The 20,600-nt window shown below is 64.2% G+C and carries 20 protein-coding genes; 9 read left to right on the forward strand and 11 right to left on the reverse strand.

Annotated elements, in window-relative coordinates; translation table 11 throughout:
• Positions 1-53 precede the first annotated feature (53 nt).
• Both dprA and plsY read right to left on the reverse strand, forming a co-directional pair.
• Positions 54-1,136: a DNA-processing protein DprA gene (dprA, locus tag LL253_RS07640; RefSeq protein WP_228226787.1), complete on the reverse strand. Its 1,083-nt coding sequence runs from the start codon at positions 1,134-1,136 to the stop codon at positions 54-56.
• A complete protein-coding gene (gene plsY, locus LL253_RS07645; protein ID WP_037542665.1) occupies positions 1,133-1,744 on the reverse strand; it encodes a glycerol-3-phosphate 1-O-acyltransferase PlsY in 612 nt (203 codons plus the stop codon). The genes dprA and plsY overlap by 4 nt, the downstream gene beginning before the upstream one ends.
• A gap of 154 nt (positions 1,745-1,898) precedes the next feature.
• On the opposite strand from plsY, the gene LL253_RS07650 reads away from it, so the two are divergent.
• The 4 genes from LL253_RS07650 to LL253_RS07665 all read left to right on the forward strand — a co-directional run bounded on the left by LL253_RS07650 (position 1,899) and on the right by LL253_RS07665 (position 5,091).
• A complete protein-coding gene (locus LL253_RS07650; protein ID WP_228226788.1) occupies positions 1,899-2,357 on the forward strand; it encodes a DUF4126 domain-containing protein in 459 nt (152 codons plus the stop codon).
• A 51-nt stretch (positions 2,358-2,408) separates the two neighbouring features.
• The gene (murI, locus tag LL253_RS07655; protein WP_228226789.1) at positions 2,409-3,212 is read left to right on the forward strand and encodes a glutamate racemase; all 804 of its coding nucleotides are present in this window, start codon (positions 2,409-2,411) and stop codon (positions 3,210-3,212) included.
• A gap of 180 nt (positions 3,213-3,392) precedes the next feature.
• Complete coding sequence (gene hemA, locus LL253_RS07660) at positions 3,393-4,619, forward strand: 5-aminolevulinate synthase (RefSeq protein WP_228226790.1); 1,227 nt, start codon at positions 3,393-3,395, stop codon at positions 4,617-4,619.
• A gap of 1 nt (position 4,620) precedes the next feature.
• Positions 4,621-5,091 carry an SF0329 family protein gene (locus LL253_RS07665; protein ID WP_456115072.1) on the forward strand — a complete coding sequence of 157 codons (471 nt, stop codon included), beginning with the start codon at positions 4,621-4,623 and terminating at the stop codon, positions 5,089-5,091.
• A gap of 31 nt (positions 5,092-5,122) precedes the next feature.
• Here LL253_RS07665 and LL253_RS07670 read toward each other — a convergent pair whose 3' ends face one another.
• Together LL253_RS07670 and LL253_RS07675 are read right to left on the reverse strand one after the other, a co-directional pair.
• Positions 5,123-5,746 carry a class I SAM-dependent methyltransferase gene (locus LL253_RS07670; protein ID WP_266100920.1) on the reverse strand — a complete coding sequence of 208 codons (624 nt, stop codon included), beginning with the start codon at positions 5,744-5,746 and terminating at the stop codon, positions 5,123-5,125.
• 17 nt (positions 5,747-5,763) lie between these two features.
• A complete protein-coding gene (locus LL253_RS07675; RefSeq protein WP_228226792.1) occupies positions 5,764-6,984 on the reverse strand; it encodes a DUF3419 family protein in 1,221 nt (406 codons plus the stop codon).
• A 145-nt stretch (positions 6,985-7,129) separates the two neighbouring features.
• Here LL253_RS07675 and LL253_RS07680 point away from each other — a divergent pair, with 145 nt between their 5' ends.
• Both LL253_RS07680 and LL253_RS07685 read left to right on the forward strand, forming a co-directional pair.
• Complete coding sequence (locus LL253_RS07680) at positions 7,130-8,122, forward strand: ligase-associated DNA damage response exonuclease (protein ID WP_009821519.1); 993 nt, start codon at positions 7,130-7,132, stop codon at positions 8,120-8,122.
• Positions 8,122-9,705: a cisplatin damage response ATP-dependent DNA ligase gene (locus tag LL253_RS07685; protein ID WP_228226793.1), complete on the forward strand. Its 1,584-nt coding sequence runs from the start codon at positions 8,122-8,124 to the stop codon at positions 9,703-9,705. The genes LL253_RS07680 and LL253_RS07685 overlap by 1 nt, the downstream gene beginning before the upstream one ends.
• Before the next feature lie 63 nt (positions 9,706-9,768).
• On the opposite strand, the gene LL253_RS07690 is transcribed toward LL253_RS07685, so the two are convergent.
• The gene (locus LL253_RS07690) at positions 9,769-10,326 is read right to left on the reverse strand and encodes a fasciclin domain-containing protein (RefSeq protein ID WP_228220245.1); all 558 of its coding nucleotides are present in this window, start codon (positions 10,324-10,326) and stop codon (positions 9,769-9,771) included.
• A 195-nt stretch (positions 10,327-10,521) separates the two neighbouring features.
• Here LL253_RS07690 and LL253_RS07695 point away from each other — a divergent pair, with 195 nt between their 5' ends.
• The 3 genes from LL253_RS07695 (at position 10,522) to LL253_RS07705 (ending at position 14,368) form a co-directional block, all read left to right on the forward strand.
• Positions 10,522-11,727 (forward strand): saccharopine dehydrogenase family protein, encoded by a 1,206-nt coding sequence (locus LL253_RS07695; protein WP_228226794.1) that lies wholly within the window; start codon positions 10,522-10,524, stop codon positions 11,725-11,727.
• A gap of 108 nt (positions 11,728-11,835) precedes the next feature.
• On the forward strand, positions 11,836-13,008 hold the full coding sequence (locus LL253_RS07700) for a carboxynorspermidine decarboxylase (protein WP_228226795.1): 1,173 nt from the start codon (positions 11,836-11,838) through the stop codon (positions 13,006-13,008).
• 151 nt (positions 13,009-13,159) lie between these two features.
• Entirely contained in the window at positions 13,160-14,368 is a 1,209-nt protein-coding gene (locus tag LL253_RS07705; protein WP_009821514.1) for a type III PLP-dependent enzyme, read from the forward strand.
• Between the two features lie 46 nt (positions 14,369-14,414).
• Here the strand turns inward: LL253_RS07705 and LL253_RS07710 are convergent, their stop codons facing one another.
• Genes LL253_RS07710 through LL253_RS07735 form a run of 6 tightly spaced genes read right to left on the reverse strand, consistent with a single transcriptional unit; the run spans position 14,415 to position 20,573 of the window.
• Positions 14,415-15,632, reverse strand: a complete 1,218-nt coding sequence (locus tag LL253_RS07710; RefSeq protein WP_228226796.1) for a class I SAM-dependent RNA methyltransferase — start codon at positions 15,630-15,632, stop codon at positions 14,415-14,417.
• Positions 15,629-17,020: an NAD(P)H-hydrate dehydratase gene (locus LL253_RS07715; RefSeq protein WP_228226797.1), complete on the reverse strand. Its 1,392-nt coding sequence runs from the start codon at positions 17,018-17,020 to the stop codon at positions 15,629-15,631. The genes LL253_RS07710 and LL253_RS07715 overlap by 4 nt, the downstream gene beginning before the upstream one ends.
• Complete coding sequence (locus LL253_RS07720) at positions 17,017-17,379, reverse strand: hypothetical protein (RefSeq protein WP_228226798.1); 363 nt, start codon at positions 17,377-17,379, stop codon at positions 17,017-17,019. Before LL253_RS07720 ends, LL253_RS07715 begins: the two co-directional genes overlap by 4 nt.
• Positions 17,376-18,092, reverse strand: coding sequence for an N-formylglutamate amidohydrolase (locus LL253_RS07725; RefSeq protein WP_009821510.1), 717 nt, complete (start codon positions 18,090-18,092; stop codon positions 17,376-17,378). Before LL253_RS07725 ends, LL253_RS07720 begins: the two co-directional genes overlap by 4 nt.
• On the reverse strand, positions 18,089-18,970 hold the full coding sequence (locus LL253_RS07730; protein ID WP_228226799.1) for a 4-(cytidine 5'-diphospho)-2-C-methyl-D-erythritol kinase: 882 nt from the start codon (positions 18,968-18,970) through the stop codon (positions 18,089-18,091). The genes LL253_RS07725 and LL253_RS07730 overlap by 4 nt, the downstream gene beginning before the upstream one ends.
• On the reverse strand, positions 18,957-20,573 hold the full coding sequence (locus LL253_RS07735) for a tetratricopeptide repeat protein (protein ID WP_228226800.1): 1,617 nt from the start codon (positions 20,571-20,573) through the stop codon (positions 18,957-18,959). Before LL253_RS07735 ends, LL253_RS07730 begins: the two co-directional genes overlap by 14 nt.
• Positions 20,574-20,600 lie beyond the last annotated feature (27 nt).

Below are 20,600 nucleotides of genomic sequence, written 5' to 3' on the forward strand. Positions count from 1 at the left end.
CCCCGTCAAGCGTCGCTGATGTAGGCATGGCTGCCGCCCAAGGCCAGCCTCTTTCAGCGCAGGCTTACCTTAGCGCCCGCATGCCGCTCCAGCGCGCCGGCCAGCTCCAGTTCGAGCAGCACCGTCTGCACCACGGCGGGCGACAGGCCCGACAGGCGGATAAGTTCGTCCACCGGAGCCGCCGCCGGCCCCAGCAGCCCGATGACAGCGGCGCGCTCGCTTTGCGCAACGTCGCTCGACACCGGCTCGCCGATAAAATCGAAGCTCCCCTGCCGCACCACGCGCGGGTCGAAACCGCCGATCGCCTCCATCACGTCCGCGCCATTCTGGATCAGCGTCGCGCCCTCGCGGATCAGCAGGTTGCACCCTTGCGCGCGCGGATCGATGGGCGATCCGGGCACCGCCATCACCTCGCGCCCCGCCTCGCCCGCCAGCCGCGCGGTGATGAGCGATCCCGATTTGGGCGCGGCCTCCACCACCACCGTTCCCAAAGCCAGCCCTGCGATGATCCGGTTGCGCGCCGGGAAATGCCGCGCGAGCGGCTGAACGCCCGGCGGATGTTCGGTGACAAGCAGGCCGCGTTCAGCAAGCGCCTCCTGCAAATCCCGATTCTCCGGCGGAAACACCACGTCGATGCCGCAGGCGATGACGCCGATCGTACCGCTGTCGATCGACCCGCGATGGGCTTCGGTATCGATCCCCCGCGCCAGTCCCGATACGACCACCGCCTCCCGCTGGCCCAAGTCCTGCGCCAGACTGCGCGCGAAGCGGCACGCCGCCGCCGACGCGTTGCGCGCGCCCACGATGGCGACGCAGGACCGCGCGGCCAGTGCCGCATCGCCGCGCACGATCAGAGCCGGTGGCGCGCCTTCCATCTGATGCAGCAAGACGGGATAATCAGCGTCACCCATCAACAGATAGCGGCCGCCCAGTGCGCGGGTGGCCGCTATCTCGCGCTCGACGGCGCCGGCATCGGCTACGCTCGCCCGGCCACCGCCCCGTTCCGCCAGCAAGGGAATGGCGCGCAACGCCTCGCTTGCGCTGCCAAAGCGGGCAAGCAGTTGCCGATAGCTGACTGGCCCGATTCGCGGCGAGCGGATCAAACGCAATCGATCGAACCGCTCCCGCTCACTCATTCAGGCATAGCCGTCTTGGATTTCCCGACCTTGGGTTCCTCACCCCTCGTCAATCGCGCAATATTCTGCCGATGCCGCCACAACAGGATCAACGCCATCGCAAGGCTCACCGGCACCAGGTCGACGCGGTCGAATGCCCACATCGCTATGGGCGCGCTGATCCCCGCCGACATGCCGCCGACCGACGACCAGCGCGTGCCGAACAAAAGGCCCAGCCACACCAGCGCAAAAACGATGCCCGCAGGCCAATAGAGCGCGGTCACGACACCCATCATCGTCGCCACGCCCTTGCCCCCGGCAAAGCGCAGCCACACCGGGTAGCAATGGCCGATGAAGGCCATCGCGCCCGCCATCGGCCCACCGCCATCGACAATCGCAGCACCGATCAGCACCGCCGCGGCCCCTTTCAGCAGGTCCAGCAACAACGTCGCGGCGGCCAGCCCCTTGCGCCCGGTGCGCAGCACATTGGTCGCGCCGATATTGCCTGACCCGATCTGGCGCAGGTCGCCAGCGCCGGTCACGCGGGTCAGCAGCAAACCAAAAGGGATGGAGCCCAGCAGATAACCCAGGACCAGAACGAGAGTGGGAAGAAGCCAATAAGGTGTCATGAACATCGCCGATAGAAAGTGCCCGCGACCATAGCGTGACAGTCGCGCGGAGCAATGGCGAAGCTGCGTCGCGCAATGATGACGCCCTTTGTCACCCGTATCTGTCACTCGCATCCTTTTGCCCGTTCGGGCGCTTATGCCTCTCTTCCCGGACATGATGGAGCTTGCCTTGATACTTCGATCCGCCCTTATCGGCCTGGTTGCTGGCCAGCGCTCGCTCACCCCGCTGGCCGTGCTTGCCGGCGCCGCGCGCGACGGATTACTGCCCGAAGCGCCGCGCGCAACCGCGCTCCTCTCCAACCCGTTGATCGCAACGGGCGCGGTTGCGCTCGCTGGGCTGGAAATGGCGGGCGACAAGATGGAAAGCGCGCCCGACCGCACAGTGAAGCGCGGCCTGGCGGTGCGCATCATCACGTCGGCCTTCGCCGGAGCTGTCCTTGCTCCCCGCGGCAAAGGCGCGCTTGGGGCCGCAACGGCGATCACCGCCGCCATCGCCAGCGCCTATGCGGGCCTTGCCCTGCGCAAGAAGGCGATGCGCGCCTATGGCCAAGTGCCGACCGGCGCGATCGAGGATGCGGTGGTCCTTGCCGGCGGACTGGCCGTCACCCGCTGACGTCGCGCAGGGGCGTTGACAGGCAAGCACCCCATCGCGACAGGAGCGGGCATGACCATCGCTGCAGATGCTCCCATCCTGTTCTTCGACTCCGGCGTGGGCGGACTTTCGATCCTCGCCCCGGTCAGAGACATGCTGCCCACCGCATCCATAATCTATGCCGCCGACAGCGCTGGCTTTCCTTATGGCACCAAGAGCGAAGCGGAAATCGCCGCGCGTGTGCCAGCGCTGCTTGGCCGCCTGGTGGAGCGCTATCGCCCGCGCCTCGCCGTCATCGCCTGCAACACCGCATCGACGATCGCCCTTCAGCATGTGCGCGCCGCGCTCGACATACCCGTGGTCGGCACCGTTCCCGCGATCAAACCCGCCGCGCTTCTATCGAAAAGCCGTATCTTCGGCGTCCTTGGCACCGACGCGACCGTGCGCCAGCCTTATGTCGATCGCCTTGCGGCGGAACATGGCGCCGATTGCATCGTCCTGCGTCATGGCTCAGCAGCCCTGGTGCAGTTGGCCGAAGCCAAGCTGCGCGGGGAACCACTCGATCCCCGGGTCGCCCGTGCCGCGCTCGCAGGCCTTACGACTCAGCCGGGGGGGCAGCGCATGGACATGGTCGTCCTCGCCTGTACCCATTTCCCGTTGGTGGAGGCCGAACTGGCCGCCGCCGCTCCCCATTCTCTGGGGTTCGTCCATGGCGGAGAAGGCATCGCCCGCCGCATCGCCTTCCTGACGGAGGGTCAGACCTGGCCGGCTAAGCCAACGCCGGGAACTGCCGTGTTCACCCGCCTCGACGCCCAACAGGAAAGGTTGCGCCCGGCTCTGGCACGCTATGGCCTTGATCGGATCGAACAACTCTGACGGGGTAGGCCATTTGTCCAATGCCCCTTTCATCGATCAGTCTGATAGGTATTTCCCCCTAAGGCTGCGAATGGTTATCGCTGGTAATGGGCGGATCACGCAGGTAAATGCGACCATATGGGCAGGGGAAATGCGCGCCCAGAACGACAATATGCGCGCGAACGAACGGGAAGAAGCGTAGTGAATTACAAGCACATCTTTTCGCAGGCGATCGACCGGCTTCACAGTGAAGGCCGCTATCGCGTCTTCATCGATATTCTGCGCAACAAGGGCGCTTTCCCCAACGCACGCTGCTTCCACGGCCATAACGGCCCCAAGCCGATCACCGTGTGGTGCTCCAACGACTATCTCGCCATGGGCCAGCATCCCAAGGTCGTCGCCGCCATGGAAGAGGCGCTGCACGATGTCGGCGCCGGATCGGGCGGCACGCGCAACATCGGCGGCAACACCCATTATCATGTCGACCTGGAAGGCGAGCTCGCCGACCTGCACGGCAAGGAAGCGGCGCTGCTCTTCACCTCGGGCTATGTGTCGAACGAAGCGACGCTCTCCACGCTGGCCAAGCTACTGCCCGGCTGCATCATCTTTTCCGATGAACTCAACCATGCGTCGATGATCGCGGGCATCCGTAATTCCGGATGCGAAAAGCGCGTGTTCCGCCACAATGACGTCGATCATCTCCGTGAACTGCTTGCTGCCGAAGATCCCGATGCGCCCAAGCTGATCGCCTTTGAAAGCGTGTATTCGATGGACGGCGACATCGCCCCCATCGCCGCCATCTGCGACCTGGCGGACGAATTTAACGCGCTCACCTATCTCGACGAAGTCCATGCCGTGGGCATGTATGGCGCGCGCGGTGGCGGCATTTCGGAACGCGACGAAGTGGCCGATCGCGTCACCATCATCGAAGGCACGCTGGGCAAGGCGTTCGGCGTCATGGGCGGCTATATTGCGGCCGACCAGATGATCGTCGACGTGATCCGCAGCTATGCGCCCGGCTTCATCTTCACCACATCCCTTTCGCCCGTGCTGGTCGCGGGCGTCCTGGCCAGCGTGCGCCATCTCAAGGGGTCCAGCGAGGAGCGCGAGGGGCAGCAGGCATCGGCCGCGCTCCTCAAGCAGTTGATGCGCGACGCGGGGCTGCCGGTCATGAACTCCGTCACCCATATCGTCCCGCTGATGGTGGGCGATCCGGTCAAGGCCAAGCGGATCAGCGACATCCTGCTCGCCGAATATGGCGCCTATGTTCAACCCATCAATTATCCCACAGTCTCCCGCGGCACCGAAAGGCTGCGCTTCACGCCAGGCCCCGCCCATACGGAAGAAATGATGCGCGACCTGGTCGGCGCACTGGTGGAAATCTGGGACCGGCTGGACCTGGAACTGCTGGAGCGCCAGGCGGCTTGAGATGCGTTGGAGTGGGTTGCGAGCTTTGGTGATCGAGCGCTTCGCTCCTGAATTACGTCGCCGACTGGATATTCAAAGCACGCGTTATGGCAATTGCAGCTGTGGCCATGCCTGGATGACCTTTGACGGCGAGGTCATTGCCAATTTCTGCACGCGCGCAAATTACATTGCGGGTGGCTATGAAGGTGGATCAGCCAGTCGCAACTTGATGTATCGCTCGCAATTTGCTGACTTTGGCGAGCTAAGTCGGCAGGATGCGTATCGCGCCTGCTGGGATTTCGTCCATGAACTCTCGATCGAACAAGCGATGCAGGATGATGATCCGCTGATCCAATCCCTGGCGATGGCTGATGGCCGGATCGGAACGCGACGACTTGAGCAGATTGATGGGAGCAAGTTACACCGACTGGCGGCCCATATCTTGGATATCCGTCGTCAGACAAGAGGCGTAAAGACCCGTAACGCTGCCTGAAGCCACTTAGCGGTGCCTACGCGCCCCATAATTAAACCCGGCTCAACCCGCCGCGCACCGCATAGCCGCGATAGAGCGGCCGGCTCTGCGCCACGCCGCCGACATCCTGCGCCAGCTGCTCGATCGCCGCGTGCAGGCCCGCGCGCGGCGACACATGGAACGCCCCCAGCCAGCCGAACAGCGCGCGCTTCCAAAGTCCCGGCAGGCGCTCCTGCTGCCCGAAATCGACGATCTCCAGCTTGCCGCCCAGAGCAACGCATCGCGCTGCTTGCCGCAGCGCCGCTTCCCAATCCGGGATCATCGACAGCGCATAGCTGATGAATACCCGGTCAAAGGTCGCGCGCCCGAACAGCGTAAGCGCATCAAAGCCACAAGCGTCGCCCTGCGCCAGCGTGACGCGCTGCGCCATGCCTGCCTTCGCCACGCTGCCGCGCGCCGTGTTCAGCATCGCTTCCGATATGTCCACACCGTGTAATGCCGCCTGCGGCCACGCCTTACCCACTGCGATCAGGTTCCGCCCCGTGCCACAGCCGATTTCCAAAACCGTCCCGCCGTCCGGCACGGCGAGATCAGCGATCAGCCGGTCCCGCCCCAGCAGATAATATTTGCGCGTCAGGTCATAGATATGCCGCTGGTAGCGATAGACCCCGTCCATCAGCCCCTTATGATCGTTCACGCATCATCCCTCAGCACATAAAGATGAACGCCGCCATAAATGGCCGAACGATCACGCGCGGTGTAATCGCGCGAGGCGTCGGCGCGATACTGCCAGCGCCCCAGCACGTCGTCGCTGACACGGCCCGGCAGGATGCTCGGCTCACCCGCGGTGCGGAACAGAACCCGCGCCCCCGGCTTCGCCGTTCGCGTAATCTGCGCCCACAGCGCATTCAACTGGTCGTCATCCATCCAGTCCTGCGCATCGAGCAGGATATAGCGGTCGCAGGACGCGGCCGACTGGCTGGCGAGAAAATCGGTAAAGTTGACATGACGGACATCCACGCGCCCGGCCCGCGTCCGCACCGCCTCATGGTTTGCCGCCTGCAAATAGGGGGGCAACGGCCCTTCACCCCCTGCATAGCCGCGCCCGAAGGCCTGCACCGCGAAATAATTGTCCTTCAGATCAAAATCGCATGCCAGTTTCTTCAGGCGCGTCTTCAACACTGCGTCCATGCGCGCGTCCCCGGCAAGTGCCTCGAACTGCGCGGGCGGGATGCCAAGGCCGAACAGCGACGCCGGTTGACTGGTCAGCCAGCGCACAAAGCCCCTGTCGAAGATCGGCGCCAGTTCGCGCTCGAAAATTTCCAACTGCTCCTCACGCGTCCGCGCGTCCAGCATCCGCCGGGGATTGACGCCATGCAGCCGCGCCAGCAGATGCGCCGCGCCGATAAATCGGCCCAGCAAGCCGTGTTTGTAGATGCCACGGGCAAATCCGCCGATGCGCCGCCGGCCGATCAGGTCGCGCCCTTCCCAGTAACGCCGCGTTGCCTCGTCCAGTTGCGGCGCGACCAGTTCGCGATAGGCCGCCACATTGGCGCGATCGTCGGCTTGCGCGAAGAATCGATGGAAACTGGCATGATCGGGCAGCGTCCGCGCCGCCATCAGCTTCAGACGATTGAGCGCGATATGCGCGGTATTCAGGTCCACTGCCGTGATCTTCGCCGGGTCCGCGGTCAGATAGGACAGCACATTGCACCCGCCCGACGCGATCGTCACCACATGGTTGTCGGGCTGAATCGCCAGCGCCTCCATGTCCACCGCCGGATCCTCCCAGATCTGGGCATAGACCAGCCCGCGAAAGGCGAAGGTGAAGGCGCGTTCCAGCAAGCCCTGTTTCGACAGATGGCGATGCCTGTGCACCGCCTTGGTGATGGTCCTGTGGGCTGAAATGGCCATGATCGCGACTCCCCGCTGCGCGTTCCTATCCTCGCGCGATAGGGCAATGGCGTGTCGGCGACGTGACGCTGGCGTTACCATGCGGTGACTCGCCTTTCTGGTCAGGCTTGCGGAACCGCCATGCCCCTTCCCATCTTCTTGCCCCATGGCGCATTGGATCGAACCACAGCCGACAGGCATCTATGTCCGGCCCGCCGACGCGTGGATCGACCCCTCCCTGCCGCAGGAGCGCGCGCTGGTGACGCATGGCCATGCCGATCATGCGCGCGGCGGCCATGGCCATGTCTGGGCGACGCGCGAGACACTGGCGATCATGGGCCTGCGCTATGGCACGGCCAGCGGCACTGCGGTCGATTATGGCGAAGACGTGCGGCTAGGGGGCGTGACGATCCGCTATGTCCCCGCCGGTCATGTGCTGGGATCGGCGCAGATCATCCTCGACCATGCCGGTGAGCGCGTGGTCGTGACCGGCGATTACAAGCGCCGCCCCGACCCTACCTGCCTGCCCTTCGAACCCGTCCCCTGCGATATCTTCGTGACCGAAGCCACCTTCGGCCTGCCGGTGTTTCGCCACCCCGACACCGGCAGCGAGATGGATCGGCTGCTCGCCGCGCTCCATGCCAATCCCGACCGCTGCGTCCTCGTCGGCGCCTATGCGCTGGGCAAGGCGCAGCGCGTCATCGCCGAACTGCGCGGCCGCGGCCATCATGACGCCATTTACATCCATGGCGCGCTGGAGCGGATGTGCGCGCTTTACCAGGATTTTGGCGTCGAGTTGGGCGCATTGCGCCCTGCCACCGGCGTTCCGGCCAAGGAGATGCGCGGGCATATCATCCTCTCGCCCCCATCCGCGCTCAACGATCGCTGGAGCCGCCGCCTGCCCGACCCCATCACCGCCATGGCGTCAGGGTGGATGCGGGTGCGCCAGCGCGCCCGGCAGAAGAATGTCGAATTGCCCCTCGTCATTTCCGACCATGCCGACTGGGACGAACTCACCGATACGATCCGGGAAGTCGCCCCCAACGAAACCTGGATCACCCATGGCCGCGAGGAAGCTCTGCTCCACTGGTGCATGACCCACCAGATCCGCGCCCGCGCGCTCGCGCTGGTCGGCCGTGAAGACGAGGATGAAGGCTGATGCGCGGCTTCTCCCAACTCCTCGACGGCCTCGTCTACACCCGCTCGCGCAATGGCAAGCTTGGCCTGATCGCCACCTATCTGCGCGACGCGCCTGATCCCGATCGCGGCTGGGCGCTTGCCGCGCTTACTGGCAGCCTCGATCTCAAAACCGTCAAATCCTCCGCCATCAGCGAAATGATCCGCGCCCGCACCGACCCCATTCTTTACGAAATGAGCCGCGACTATGTCGGCGACCTCGCCGAAACCGTTGCCCTCCTCTGGCCCAAACGCACCGACCAGCCTGCAGAACTGGATGATGGATCGCTCAGCCTCTCCGCCATAATCGACCGCCTCCACAATGTCAGCCGCGCCGCCGCGCCCGACGCGCTCGCGCACATGATGGACCATCTCGATTCATCGGGACGGTTCGCGCTCTTGAAACTGGCGACCGGAGGCCTGCGAGTCGGCATTTCGGCGCGGTTGGCCAAGACAGCCTTTGCCCAGGCTTTCGACCTCGACGTCGATGATGTCGAACAGGTCTGGCACGCCCTCTCCCCGCCCTATGCGGCCCTGTTCGATTGGGCCGAAGGCCGCGCCGGTCGCCCAGACCCCGAGGGCACGCCCTATTTCCGCCCGTTCATGCTCGCCCATCCGCTCGAGGCCGACAGCGTTGACCTCACCGACTATGCCGCCGAATGGAAATGGGACGGCATCCGTATCCAGATTGTGGGCACCGGCCGTGAGACCCGACTCTATTCCCGGGCCGGCGACGATATTTCCGGCAGCTTTCCCGAAATCGCCGCGGCCTTCACCGGCCAAGCCGTGCTGGACGGCGAATTGCTGGTCAAAGGCGAGTTCCAAGGGGGTGAAGCCGCTAGCTTCAATGCACTGCAACAGCGCCTGGGACGCAAGGCCGTTACCACCAAGATGATGGAGGACTATCCTGCCTTCGTGCGCCTCTACGACATGCTGATTGAAGGCGAGGACGATATTCGCGCGCTGCCCTGGCACCAGCGCCGCACCCGGCTGGAGGCATTGGCGCCCACGCTCGATCCACACCGCTTCGATCTGTCGCAAGTGATCGAGGCTGCGGACTTCGCCGCCCTCGCCAACATCCGCGCCGGTGCCCGCGATGCCGCGATCGAGGGGGTGATGCTCAAACGCCGCGACAGCCCCTATGTCGCCGGACGCAAGGCCGCGCTCTGGTATAAGTGGAAGCGCGATCCGCTGACCGCCGACTGCGTCATGATGTATGCTCAGCGCGGCCACGGCAAAAGATCGTCTTTCTATTCCGACTATACGTTCGGCTGCTGGACCCCAGAGGGTGAATTGCTGCCCGTGGGCAAGGCCTATTCGGGATTCACCGACGAAGAACTGAAATGGCTCGACCGCTTCGTCCGCCAGAATACTGTCAATCGCTTCGGCCCGGTGCGGGAGGTGGAAAAGACGCTGGTGCTGGAGGTTGCGTTCGACAGCATCCACGACAGCAAGCGTCACAAGTCCGGCCTGGCCATGCGCTTCCCACGCATCGCCCGTATCCGCAAGGACAAGCCCGCGCATGAGGCGGATATGATTGAGGGGCTAAGAAAGCTGGTGGTCTAGAATCGGAAAGCGGCCGGCCCGCATGCAGTCGGGTCGGCCGCCTCCCTCACATCATCGGAACGGTCAGGGCATCAGCACCGTATCGATGACATGGATAACGCCGTTCGACTGATTGACATCTGCGATGGTCACCATCGATTTGCCGCCCTTAGCATCGGTCAGATAGACAGAATTGCCTTCCACCCATGCCGTCAGCGGTTCGCCCTGAACGGTCGTGAGCATCGCCTTGCCGCCATTGGCCTTGGCCTGCGCGATCAGGTCGGCCGCGTTCAGCTTGCCCGGCACGACATGATAGGTCAGGATCTTGGTCAGGTCGGCCTTGTTCTCAGGCTTCAGCAATGTGTCGACCGTGCCGGCGGGCAGCTTGGCAAAGGCGGCATTGGTCGGCGCGAACACGGTGAAGGGACCAGAACCTTTCAGCGTATCGACCAGGCCAGCCGCTTTCACCGCCGCAACCAGCGTGGTGTGATCCTTCGAATTGACCGCGTTGTCGATGATATCTTTGGTCGGCGACATGGCCGCTCCCCCGACCATGGGGTTGGTCGCCGTCTGGGCCATTGCCCCGCCGCTGACGGATAGCAACGCGCCGGCCAGCGCGATCGTTAGGGTGGATACTTTCATGTCGTCATCCTTCCTCTGTCACTCCCCGTCATGCGAGGATGCTGACATTACGCGCCAGCCGGCGGGAGGATGCGCGACTGCCCCAAAGGACAGGCCGGATGGCCCGCCCAGGCGCATCTGACTTTGCGCTGTCATGCCCGCACCCTATATGGACGCTTTCGCGCGGGCACGCGCAGCAGGCATATGGAGACACAATTGAGCAAGGTTCTGGTCATCGGCGCGGGCGGCGTCGGTTCTGTCGCGGTCCACAAGATGGCGATGAACAGCGACATATTCAGCCATATCACGCTGGCCAGCCGCCGCATCGTCAGTTGCGAAAAGGTCGCCGAATCGGTGAAGGCGCGCACGGGCGTCACCATCGACGTGGCGCAGGTCGATGCCGACAATGTGGACGAGACGATCGCGCTCATTGAGAAGGTCCAGCCAAAACTCGTCGTGAACCTGGCCCTGCCCTATCAGGATCTGGCGATCATGGACGCCTGCCTCGCGACCAGGACCGACTATCTCGACACCGCCAATTACGAACCGCGCGACACCGCCAAGTTCGAATATAGCTGGCAGTGGGCCTATCAGGAGCGCTTCAAGGACGCCGGCATCATGGCGCTGCTGGGTTCGGGCTTCGACCCCGGCGTTACCAGCGTCTTCGCCAGCTACATCAAGAAGCATCTGCTCGACCGGATCGACACGCTCGACATTCTGGATTGCAATGGCGGCGATCATGGCCAGCATTTTGCCACCAACTTCAACCCCGAGATCAACATCCGCGAAGTGACCGCGCCCTCGCGCCACTGGGCGAACGGCGAATGGGTCGAAGGGCCGGCACTCAGCCACAAGCAGGTCTTCGACTTCGACCAGGTCGGCGAGAAGAACATGTACCTCATGTATCATGAGGAACTGGAAAGCCTTGCCACCCACTATCCCGAAATCAAGCGCATCCGTTTCTGGATGACCTTTGGAGACGCGTATCTCAAACATCTCGAAGTGCTCCAGAATGTCGGCATGACCCGGATCGACCCGGTCATCTATAATGGCCAGGAAATCATCCCGCTCCAGTTCCTCAAGGCCGTGCTGCCCGAACCGTCGAGCCTGGGCTCGACCACCAAGGGCAAGACCAACATTGGCGACATCGCGACGGGTCAAAAGGATGGTCAGGAAAAGACCGTCTATGTCTATAATATCTGCGATCATGAGGACGCCTATGCCGAAACCGGCAACCAGGCGGTCAGCTACACGACGGGCGTGCCCGCGATGATCGGCGCGGCCATGATGCTGACCGGCGCCTGGCGCGGAGAAGGCGTGTTCAACATCGAACAGTTCGATCCCGATCCCTTCATGGACATGCTGAACAAGCACGGCCTGCCCTGGCAGGTGAAGGAACTGGACGCGCCGCTCGACTTCTGACGATCCCACGCAGGATCGTCATCCCGGCGAAGGCTGGGATCTCGTGCGGCATCGCCGTGCCCTCTCGCCTGAGACCCCAGCCTCCGCTGGGGTGACGGAGTTATTGTTATGGAAACCCGCGCCGGCGATCCCGCCGCCTTTGCCCGCTTCGACCTCTACCGCGTGCCCTCGCCCGCCTTTGTGGTGGACGAGGCCGCGATCCGCCGCAACCTTTCGATCCTGCGCGACATTGGTGATCGCGCTGGCATCAAAGTGCTGGGCGCGCTCAAGGCTTTTTCCATGTGGTCGCTCGGGCCCGTCATCGGCGAATATCTTGACGGCGTCTGCGCCTCGGGCATCTATGAAGCGCGCCTCGGCCGAGAGGAATATCGTGGTGAGGTCGCGACCTATTGCGCCGCCTACAAGCCCGATGATCTCGCCGAAATTCTGCGCATTTCCGATCATGTCATCTTCAACAGCCCCGGCCAGATCGCACGCCTGAAGCCGGTCATCGACGCTGCACGCAAGGATGGTGTGAACTTCGACATCGGCCTGCGCCTGAACCCGCTCCATGCCGAAGGCGAAGTGCCCAAATATGACCCCTCGCAGCCGCATAGTCGGCTCGGCTTTCCGGTCGATCAGTTGCGGCCGGAGCATCTGGAAGGCGTGGATGGCCTCCACATCCATAATCTGTGCGAACAGGATTTCCTCCCGCTCCAGCGCACCTGGGCGGCGATCGAATCGCGCGTCATGCCCCACGTTGCCAATCTTAAATGGCTGAATTTTGGCGGCGGCCACCATGTTACCCGCGCCGACTACCAGATCGACGACCTCGTCGCCTTTCTTCAGACCATCAAGGCGCAGACCGGGCTCGATCTCTATATCGAACCCGGCGAAGCTATGGCGCTGGACGCGGGCATATTGGTCGGCGAAATCCTGGACGTCATCGACAATGGCATGCCCGTCGCTATCACCGACATCAGCGCCACCTGCCACATGCCTGACGTGATCGAAGCGCCCTATCGCCCCGCCATGTTGCATGAGGACAGCAACGGTCCCGTGACCCGGCTCGGCGGCCCGTCCTGTCTGGCAGGCGACATCATCGGCGACTATCGAGTCCCCGGTGGCGCAGAGCCGGGCGCGCGTATCGCCTTCCTGGATCAGGCCCATTATTCGATGGTGAAGACCAACACCTTCAACGGCGTGCCCCTGCCATCCATCTGGCTTTGGAACAGCGACACGGACGAACTCAAGGAAATCCGGTCCTTTTCCTACGCTGATTTCAAGGCCCGTCTCTCCTGAGGCACGGCTGACGGCAAGCCACGCAACAAAATTTCTACCGATGCTTTACAGAGGGGAGCCCGCCGCATATATCGGCCGTCCGCTGCCCCATGGGACTTCCACCGCAAGGCAGCTTTTTTACTGCCAACGACTACACTGGAGGTCCCTTGAATTGCACAAGCATCCTAGCGCGCTGGGGGTAGCGACCACCCTCAAACCGGCAGCACCGGTAACGCTGATTCGCCCCGAAGCCGCTGCTCGGGCCGCCCGCTTCTTTGCTGAGAAGTTTCCGGGTCGCTCACTTTATGCGGTTAAGGCAAATCCGTCTCCTGATCTGATCCGCACTCTGTTCGCATCGGGCATCACGCATTTCGACGTGGCCTCGATCGCTGAGGTGCGTCTGGTTGCCGAAGCGCTTGCCGGGCAGGATGGCGCGAAGCTGTGCTTCATGCATCCCGTCAAGGCAGAGGAAGCCATTGCCGAAGCCTATCATGTTCATGGCGTGCGCACCTTCTCGCTCGACACAATCGACGAGCTGGACAAGATCATGCGCGCGACTGGCCATGCGACCGATCTGGAATTGTGCGTTCGCCTGCGCGTGTCGTCGGAACATGCCGAACTCAGCCTGGCGTCCAAATTCGGCGCTGAACTGGGCGAAACCCGCGAATTGCTGATGGCCACGCGTCAGGCCGCCGATGCGCTCGGCATCTGCTTCCATGTCGGCAGCCAGGCGATGAGCCCGCAGGCCTATAGCGACGCCATCGAACGCGTACGCGCGGCGATCGTCGATGCGGCCGTCACGGTCGACATCATCGACGTAGGCGGCGGCTTCCCTTCGGTTTATCCTGGCATGGAGCCGGTGTCGCTGGAGCGCTATTTCGACGCCATCCACCGCGGTTTCGAAAGCCTGCCGATCAGCTATTCTGCGGAACTGTGGTGCGAACCCGGCCGCGCGCTGTCGGCCGAATATAGCTCGGTCGTGGTGCGCGTCGAGCGTCGCCGCGGCAATGAACTCTACATCAATGACGGCGCCTATGGCGCGCTGTTCGATGCCGCGCATATCGGCTGGCGCTTTCCGGTCGAACTGCTGCGCGAAGAAGCAAGCCTGGAATCGCTGGAGGGCTTTTCCTTTTACGGCCCGACCTGCGACGATATGGACCATATGGTCGGCCCCTTCATGCTCCCTTCGGACGTGAAGGCCGGCGACTATATCGAGATCGGCATGCTCGGCGCCTATGGCGCGGCCATGCGCACCGGGTTCAACGGCTTTACCTCGGAATCGACGATCGAGGTCGAGGATGAGCCGATGGCGAGCCTTTACGCGGAAAACTCGCTGCCCCGCAGGCGCGCGAATGTGGTGAAGCTCGGCTCTTCGCTCTGAGCGACAGAAAAAAGGCCCCGCTGGCAGATGCTAGCGGGGCCTTTCTCTATTTGCGGAAGATGCCGACCAGTTCGACATGAGTCGACCAGCGGAACTGGCCTACCGGCCTGACGCTTTCCAGCCGATAGCCCGCTGCCGTCAGATGCGCCGCATCCCGCGCAAAGCTGGCAGGGTTGCAGGACACATAGGCGATTGTCGGCACATCCGCCTTCGCCAGCTGCAACACCTGCTCCCGCGCACCCGCACGTGGGGGATCGAGAATGACGGCGGCAAAGCGATTTAGCTCCTCAGGTGTCAATGGCCGCCGAAACAGGTCGCGATGATCGGCGGCCAGCCGCCGTTGCGCCCGGCCCGCCGCCATCTTGAGTTGAAGAATCACATCACGCGCGGCCTCCGCCGCATAGACGGGCCTCCCTTCGCCAGCAGCCAAAGCAAAGGTGCCAAGTCCGCAAAACAGGTCTGCGACCGCGCCTGTTGCCGGCAAAGCAGCGCGCACTGCATCGGTCAAGGCCGCCTCCCCGTCTGGCGTCGCCTGGAGGAATGAAAAAGGCGGAAACGCCACCGGCACACCGCCGAAGCTGATTGTTGCCGCGTCCGGCTCCCAGCGTGTCTGCGGCCCGTCCCCCTCGTCGATCGTCAGCCGCGCCAATCCATGCATCCGGGCAAAATCGCCCAGCCCTTCGTCCGCCGCCAGCCCCTCGACCCGCACGCCCTCCAGCAGCAGGTCAACGCCCTGATCGATCAGGGACATCTTCACATGCGCCGCCCGCTTGTCCGGCAAGATCAGCGCCAGCAAGGATCGCAGAGGGTCCACCAGCGCAAACAATCTGGGGTCGAGCACAGCGCACATCTGAAGGTCGATCAGGCGATGACTGCCCTCCTCGGCGAAGCCGATCGTCACGCGCTTGCCCGCCCTAGCCGCGCGCAGCGATGCGCGCCGCCGCGTCATTGGCGGAGACAGATGCGGCGGCAGCACCGTGGCCGCCGTCACGCCCTGACCCGCCAATGCGCCGACCACCCGCGCGATTACGAAATCGGCATAGCTTTCCTCGTCCAGATGCTGGAGCTGGCAGCCCCCGCAGGCCGGAAAGTGGGTGCAGGGCGGCTGCGCATGATGGACACCAAAGACGACAGTTCCATCGGGCAGCACCCGGTCGCCCGGCGCTGTCAGGGGCACATGCCGCCCGTTGCCGGTGACGCCATCACCGCGCGCGGCAATCCGGATGATGCTGTCGGCTTCGCTGTCTGTCTTGCTATCGGTCACAATCGCGCGGCGATAGCCGCTGGCAGCGCGTCAAGCAAATCATCCGCGACAAAGGCCGGTCGGCAGCGTCGCGCCGCATCGCCGTGCAGCCAAACCGCCTGACAGGCGGCACGGAATGGATCGCCCGTCACCGCCAGCCGCCCAGCCGCCAGCCCCGCCAGCACATCGCCTGTCCCGGCGGTCGATAGCCAGCTCGACGCACCCACCGCGACCGCCACGCGACCATCAGGCGCGGCCACGACGCTATCTGCGCCCTTGTAGACGATGATGGCTCCAGACCTGTTGGCCGCAGCGCGGGCACGATCAATCTTGCTGCCTGACAACTGTCCAAACATGCGCCCGAACTCACCTTCATGCGGCGTCAGGATCGCGCCGGACGGAATGGACGGCATATGTTCCTCGGCGAGCAATGTCAGCGCATCCGCATCGATCACCATAGGATGTCCGCTCTCCAGCGCCGCTTCCAGACGCGCCCGCGCATCAGCGCCAAGGCCCAGGCCCGGCCCCACCAAGAGCGCGGCAATCCGCTGATCGTCCAGTTCGCTCGCCAGAGCCTCAGGTTGCGCAACGTGCCGATCGATGATGGCATGAAGCCCGCCAGCCGGCCCATCGACAGCCAACCGTCGCACCGCGCCCGCGCCAGAACGCGCCGCCGCCTCGCTCGCCAACAGGCTCGCCCCCGCCATGCCGCCGCCGATAACGGCCACCAGACCCCGACTATATTTATGCGCGGTAACGGCCGGAACGGTAAGACCAGGCGCGACCAGGCGCTCGACCTGACTGGCTAGCGGAATGTGGAGCGGCGCCAAAACCAGTCGCCCGCACCGCTCGGCCGCCGGTTGCAACAGATGCGCCGGCTTCCAGGCTCCCAATGCGATCGTGACGCCAAACCGCGGCACATCCGACAGCAACGTGCCACAGTCGGTCCCCACTCCGCTTGGCAGGTCGACCGCATAGGAAGCCACTGCGCTCTCCACCAGCGCGCCCAACCTCTGCGCTACCGCCCCGTCCAGCCCGCGGCTCAAGCCAATGCCGAACAGGGCGTCCACCACCTGCGTCGCGGGCGCGGTGGTCATCACATCTTCGACCGGCCCATCCCATGCCGCCCGCGCCCGTCGCGCGGAGTCGGTGCCGCTCTCGCTTAAGGCCGCCACACGCACGGGAACGCCGCGCTCGCGCAGCAACCGCGCAACGACAAAGCCATCCCCGCCATTATTGCCCGGACCGCACAGGACCAACAGGTCGCGCCGGTGTCCTGCACGCCAAATGATCTGCGCAACCGCCTTCCCGGCGCATTCCATCAGCGCATAAGGATCGACACCCCTATCGAAAGCCGCCTGCTCCGCCGCCCGCATCTGCGCTGCCTTCAGAACAGACGCATGGCTCATTGCGCCGGACCGGCGATCTTCACCGGTAGCCGATAGCGATCATCGCCCACGCTGGCTTCGAGCATATGATCGCCAACTATGCGCAACTGCACAGCTTCCGCGCCATCGGCCTCCTTCAGTCCGCGCCCATCGGCCAGGACGCGGAATCGGCGAAAACCACCATCCGGGTGACGGATCGTCAGCACGTCGCCATCGCGCTCCAACATGCAATCGGGCGACCAGTTCTGCGCTCCTCCAATGCTGCACACCGGCGTGTCATCGCCCTGCGCCGTTGCCGCCTCCTGCTCAGCAGCCGTCCGATCGCCGCTACAGGCCGCAAGCAGCGGCAGCAGACAAAGGCCGGGGAACAGACGCGTCATATCAACCGACCCCGGCATTCCAGCAGCACCGGCCCGATCAGGTCCGCAAATCGCTTCTGGCCGGCGGCGTCCGCCACAAGGTCCTGCCGCATCTCGATCCCAAGATAGGGAATGCCATTGGCTTCGGCATGGCGGTTCATCGTGGCGTTGAGCAATCGACCCGAATAGGGCAACTGGTCGCCAACGATCAGTCCGGCCGCCTCCAGCATGGGAATCGCCATGCGGGCGGCGCGATCATCCTCATTATACAATATGCCGATGTCCCAAGGACGTTTCTGCGCCGGATCGCTCTCCAGTATTGGCGTAAAACTGTGCAGTGACAGGATGAAGGGCGACGTCATCCCATCCAGCAACACGCCGATGGCGTGATGGTAAGGATGATAGAAACGGATCATCCGTCCCGCCAGGTCCGCGTTGCGATTGCCCGGAATGGCATGGCCATCGCTCATCACCGGTAACAAACCGGCCGCATCCTCTTCCCGGTTGAGGTCGATCACCAGGCGCGACACACCGGCCAACAGGGCGGTGCAGCGCAATTGTTCGGCCAGCAACCCGCTCACTTCCGCCACGCCAATATCGATGGCGATATGCTTGCGCAGCAAAGCCGGGGCCACGCCGAGGTCAATATCCTCCGGCACATGCGCTGACGCATGATCAGCGACGATCAAAAGGTCAGTCGGCCCGCCGTCGATGCGGGTGAAGGCTTGCGTCATGCACTTCTGATCCGTGTTTCCATTGTCCACCATTCCGGCCGATCGGCGCCGATCGCCGCAGCGGCCCGGCCCATCGCTACGTCATCGTCAAACAGCGCAAAGCAGGTTGCGCCTGACCCCGACATACGCGCTAAGGTGAGCCCCGCCTGTCCATTCAGCATCGCCAACACATCGGCAATGGCGGGCGCCAGCGCAATTGCCGGCTCTTCCAGGTCATTGCGTCCCTGCGTGACCAGACGCTCTATGCTGTCAGCCGACAACGGGCCGCGATCCTGCCGGTCCCAGCCCGCAAAAACCGCAGCGGTGGAAACCGCCACACCCGGATTGACCATCAGCATCGGCCGACCTTCCAAACCGGCCACGCCATGGCGCGCTAGTTCCTCGCCACGCCCGCTCACTATCTGTGTCACGCTGGCGACGCAGGCCGGGACGTCCGACCCCAGATCCAGAGCCAGCGCAGCCAGTTCCGCCGGTTCGACCCGTACGTCCCACAGCCGTACCAGCAGGCGCAGCGTCGCGGCCGCATCGGCCGAGCCACCGCCGATCCCCGAAGCGACGGGCAGCATCTTGGTCAGACGCAACCGTGCGCCACGCTCGGTGCCCAGATAATCCTGCAAAGCCTTGGCGGCCCGCATGACCAGATTGCGCGGCCCCGCATCCAGCGCGGTGGCGAACGGCCCGTCGATCACCAGATCGATTGCGCCCTCATCATCCGCTTCGCCTTCCAGCCGATCGCCATGATCGGCAAAGACGAACAGACTTTCGAGCGCATGATAGCCATCGTCCCGTCGCCTGCGCACATGCAGAGCGACATTGACCTTGGCATAAGCGGTTTCGACCAGAAGATCGGCTGGAGCCTCCAGATCAGGGTGCGGCATATTCGGGCTTCAATCCCTCGCGGGCCTTGGCGGCCAGCCGCTCGGCAACATCGCCTTCGGCAAAGATGGCCGCCGCGTTCCACGCATAGCGCGCTTCATACCGACGCCCCGCGCTCCATAACGCGTCGCCCAGATGCTCGTTTACCGTGGGGTCGTCTGGTGCGCCCGCCGCCGCGCGTTCCAGCACAGGGACGGCCGCTGTCACATTCCCTGTCACATATTGCGCCCAGCCCAGAGAATCCGTGATGGACGCGTCCTGCGGCTTCAAGGCGCTGGCGCGCTTGAGCAGCGTCAGCGCCTGATCCACATTCTGCCGCCGCTCGATCTGCGCATAGCCCAGATAATTGAGGATGACAGGCTCGTTGGGCGCCAGTCTCGCCGCACGCTCCAGCACGGCGCGCGCGCCGTCCCACTGCTCGCCCTGCTCCAGCGCGCTGCCTTCGAACAACAGCAACGACCATGGCATGGTTTCATCGGTGTAGCCGGCCTGAGCGGCGCGGAACGCGGCGGCAGCCCCGGCGAAATCCTTTTCGTCGGCCAGCAACCGACCCAGCTGCACATGGCGCGCCGCATCTGCCCCGGGCTGCTGCGCCCGGCTGCGCGCCAGAGCGATCGCGCCCGCGCGATCGCCCGCTTCGGCCAGCGCGACGATCAATTCCGCTTCGGCCAGCGGACCATACCATCTGTCGCCCGTGGATTTTCGGGCCTCCGCCACGCCAAAGGCCGGATAGCTTGCGGCGGTCAGCAGCCGGGCGGCGATGATGTGACCCTCCGCACTGGTCGGGTCGGCAAAGGTCGCAATTCGCGCGAGCCGCATGCCAAGCGCTACGCCCGCCTCATCCGTTGCTATGTCCGCCGCCAAACGCGCCACCAGCCGCGCATAGCCTTGCGCGGGGGATAGCAGCGCCCGTTTGCCCTTGGGATATTTCCCGCGCTTCAGGTCTGATCGCGCCACCGCGAAATCCGGCGAGCCATCCGGCAGCATCGCCAACGCTTCATCACGAAAGCCCCGAGCGGCGAACTGGCCGGCAAAATTGAGACGCAGTGCAGCGCCGTCGTTCCCGCCCCGCAAGGCCAAGGCCCGCCGGGCCGCTGGCATGGCCGTCTCCAGATCGCCGCGGCCGATAGCCTGCAACGCAACATGCTCGTCAACATATCGCCGCGCCAGATTGGCGAACGGATCGGCGTCGGAAATGACCGGCGGCGCGGCGCGACCTTCGCCCTGCGCGATCCAGCTGCGGATCATCGGCGCCAGAAAAGCGAAATTGCCCTCCTGTTCCAGCCTGTCCGTAGCGCGGGCCGCCGCCGTCCAGTCCCGTCGCTCCAGCGCCTCGCCAATCCACAAGAGCGTCCCGTCGCGCGGCAATATCCCTTCTGAATCCAGCATGGTCGCAGCGCGCACCGACAGGTTCTGGTCCCCGCTTTCCAGCGCCTGTGCGAAGGAACGACGTGCGATGGCGATGCTATCAGGGTCCAGCGTCATCGCCGCCCGATAATTGGCCACTGCCGCCTGTAAAGCGCCATCTCCATCGGCCAGCCGCGCTTGCGCATAAGCGTGAAGCGCGCTGTCAGGGTCAACGGCCGCGCCAGCGACCGCCGGCATGACCAGCAGCAAGGCGGGGATGAGGCG

Origin of the sequence: Sphingobium soli, assembly GCF_020782245.1 — a bacterium.
Classification (GTDB): domain Bacteria; phylum Pseudomonadota; class Alphaproteobacteria; order Sphingomonadales; family Sphingomonadaceae; genus Sphingobium; species Sphingobium soli.

Coding starts and splice junctions, on each gene's coding strand:
- LL253_RS07670 (WP_266100920.1), bottom strand. CDS start 5,746: ATGGACGGGGTCTATCGCTACCAGCGGCATATCTATGACCTGACGCGC.
- LL253_RS07690 (WP_228220245.1), bottom strand. CDS start 10,326: ATGAAAGTATCCACCCTAACGATCGCGCTGGCCGGCGCGTTGCTATCC.
- LL253_RS07715 (WP_228226797.1), bottom strand. CDS start 17,020: ATGAGCCATGCGTCTGTTCTGAAGGCAGCGCAGATGCGGGCGGCGGAG.
- dprA (WP_228226787.1), bottom strand. CDS start 1,136: ATGAGTGAGCGGGAGCGGTTCGATCGATTGCGTTTGATCCGCTCGCCG.
- LL253_RS07685 (WP_228226793.1), top strand. CDS start 8,122: ATGCGCGGCTTCTCCCAACTCCTCGACGGCCTCGTCTACACCCGCTCG.
- LL253_RS07720 (WP_228226798.1), bottom strand. CDS start 17,379: ATGACGCGTCTGTTCCCCGGCCTTTGTCTGCTGCCGCTGCTTGCGGCC.
- LL253_RS07665 (WP_456115072.1), top strand. CDS start 4,621: ATGCGTTGGAGTGGGTTGCGAGCTTTGGTGATCGAGCGCTTCGCTCCT.
- LL253_RS07700 (WP_228226795.1), top strand. CDS start 11,836: ATGGAAACCCGCGCCGGCGATCCCGCCGCCTTTGCCCGCTTCGACCTC.
- LL253_RS07650 (WP_228226788.1), top strand. CDS start 1,899: ATGATGGAGCTTGCCTTGATACTTCGATCCGCCCTTATCGGCCTGGTT.
- LL253_RS07730 (WP_228226799.1), bottom strand. CDS start 18,970: ATGCCGCACCCTGATCTGGAGGCTCCAGCCGATCTTCTGGTCGAAACC.
- LL253_RS07680 (WP_009821519.1), top strand. CDS start 7,130: ATGGCGCATTGGATCGAACCACAGCCGACAGGCATCTATGTCCGGCCC.
- LL253_RS07675 (WP_228226792.1), bottom strand. CDS start 6,984: ATGGCCATTTCAGCCCACAGGACCATCACCAAGGCGGTGCACAGGCAT.
- LL253_RS07725 (WP_009821510.1), bottom strand. CDS start 18,092: ATGACGCAAGCCTTCACCCGCATCGACGGCGGGCCGACTGACCTTTTG.
- plsY (WP_037542665.1), bottom strand. CDS start 1,744: ATGACACCTTATTGGCTTCTTCCCACTCTCGTTCTGGTCCTGGGTTAT.
- LL253_RS07735 (WP_228226800.1), bottom strand. CDS start 20,573: ATGCCGGCGGTCGCTGGCGCGGCCGTTGACCCTGACAGCGCGCTTCAC.
- murI (WP_228226789.1), top strand. CDS start 2,409: ATGACCATCGCTGCAGATGCTCCCATCCTGTTCTTCGACTCCGGCGTG.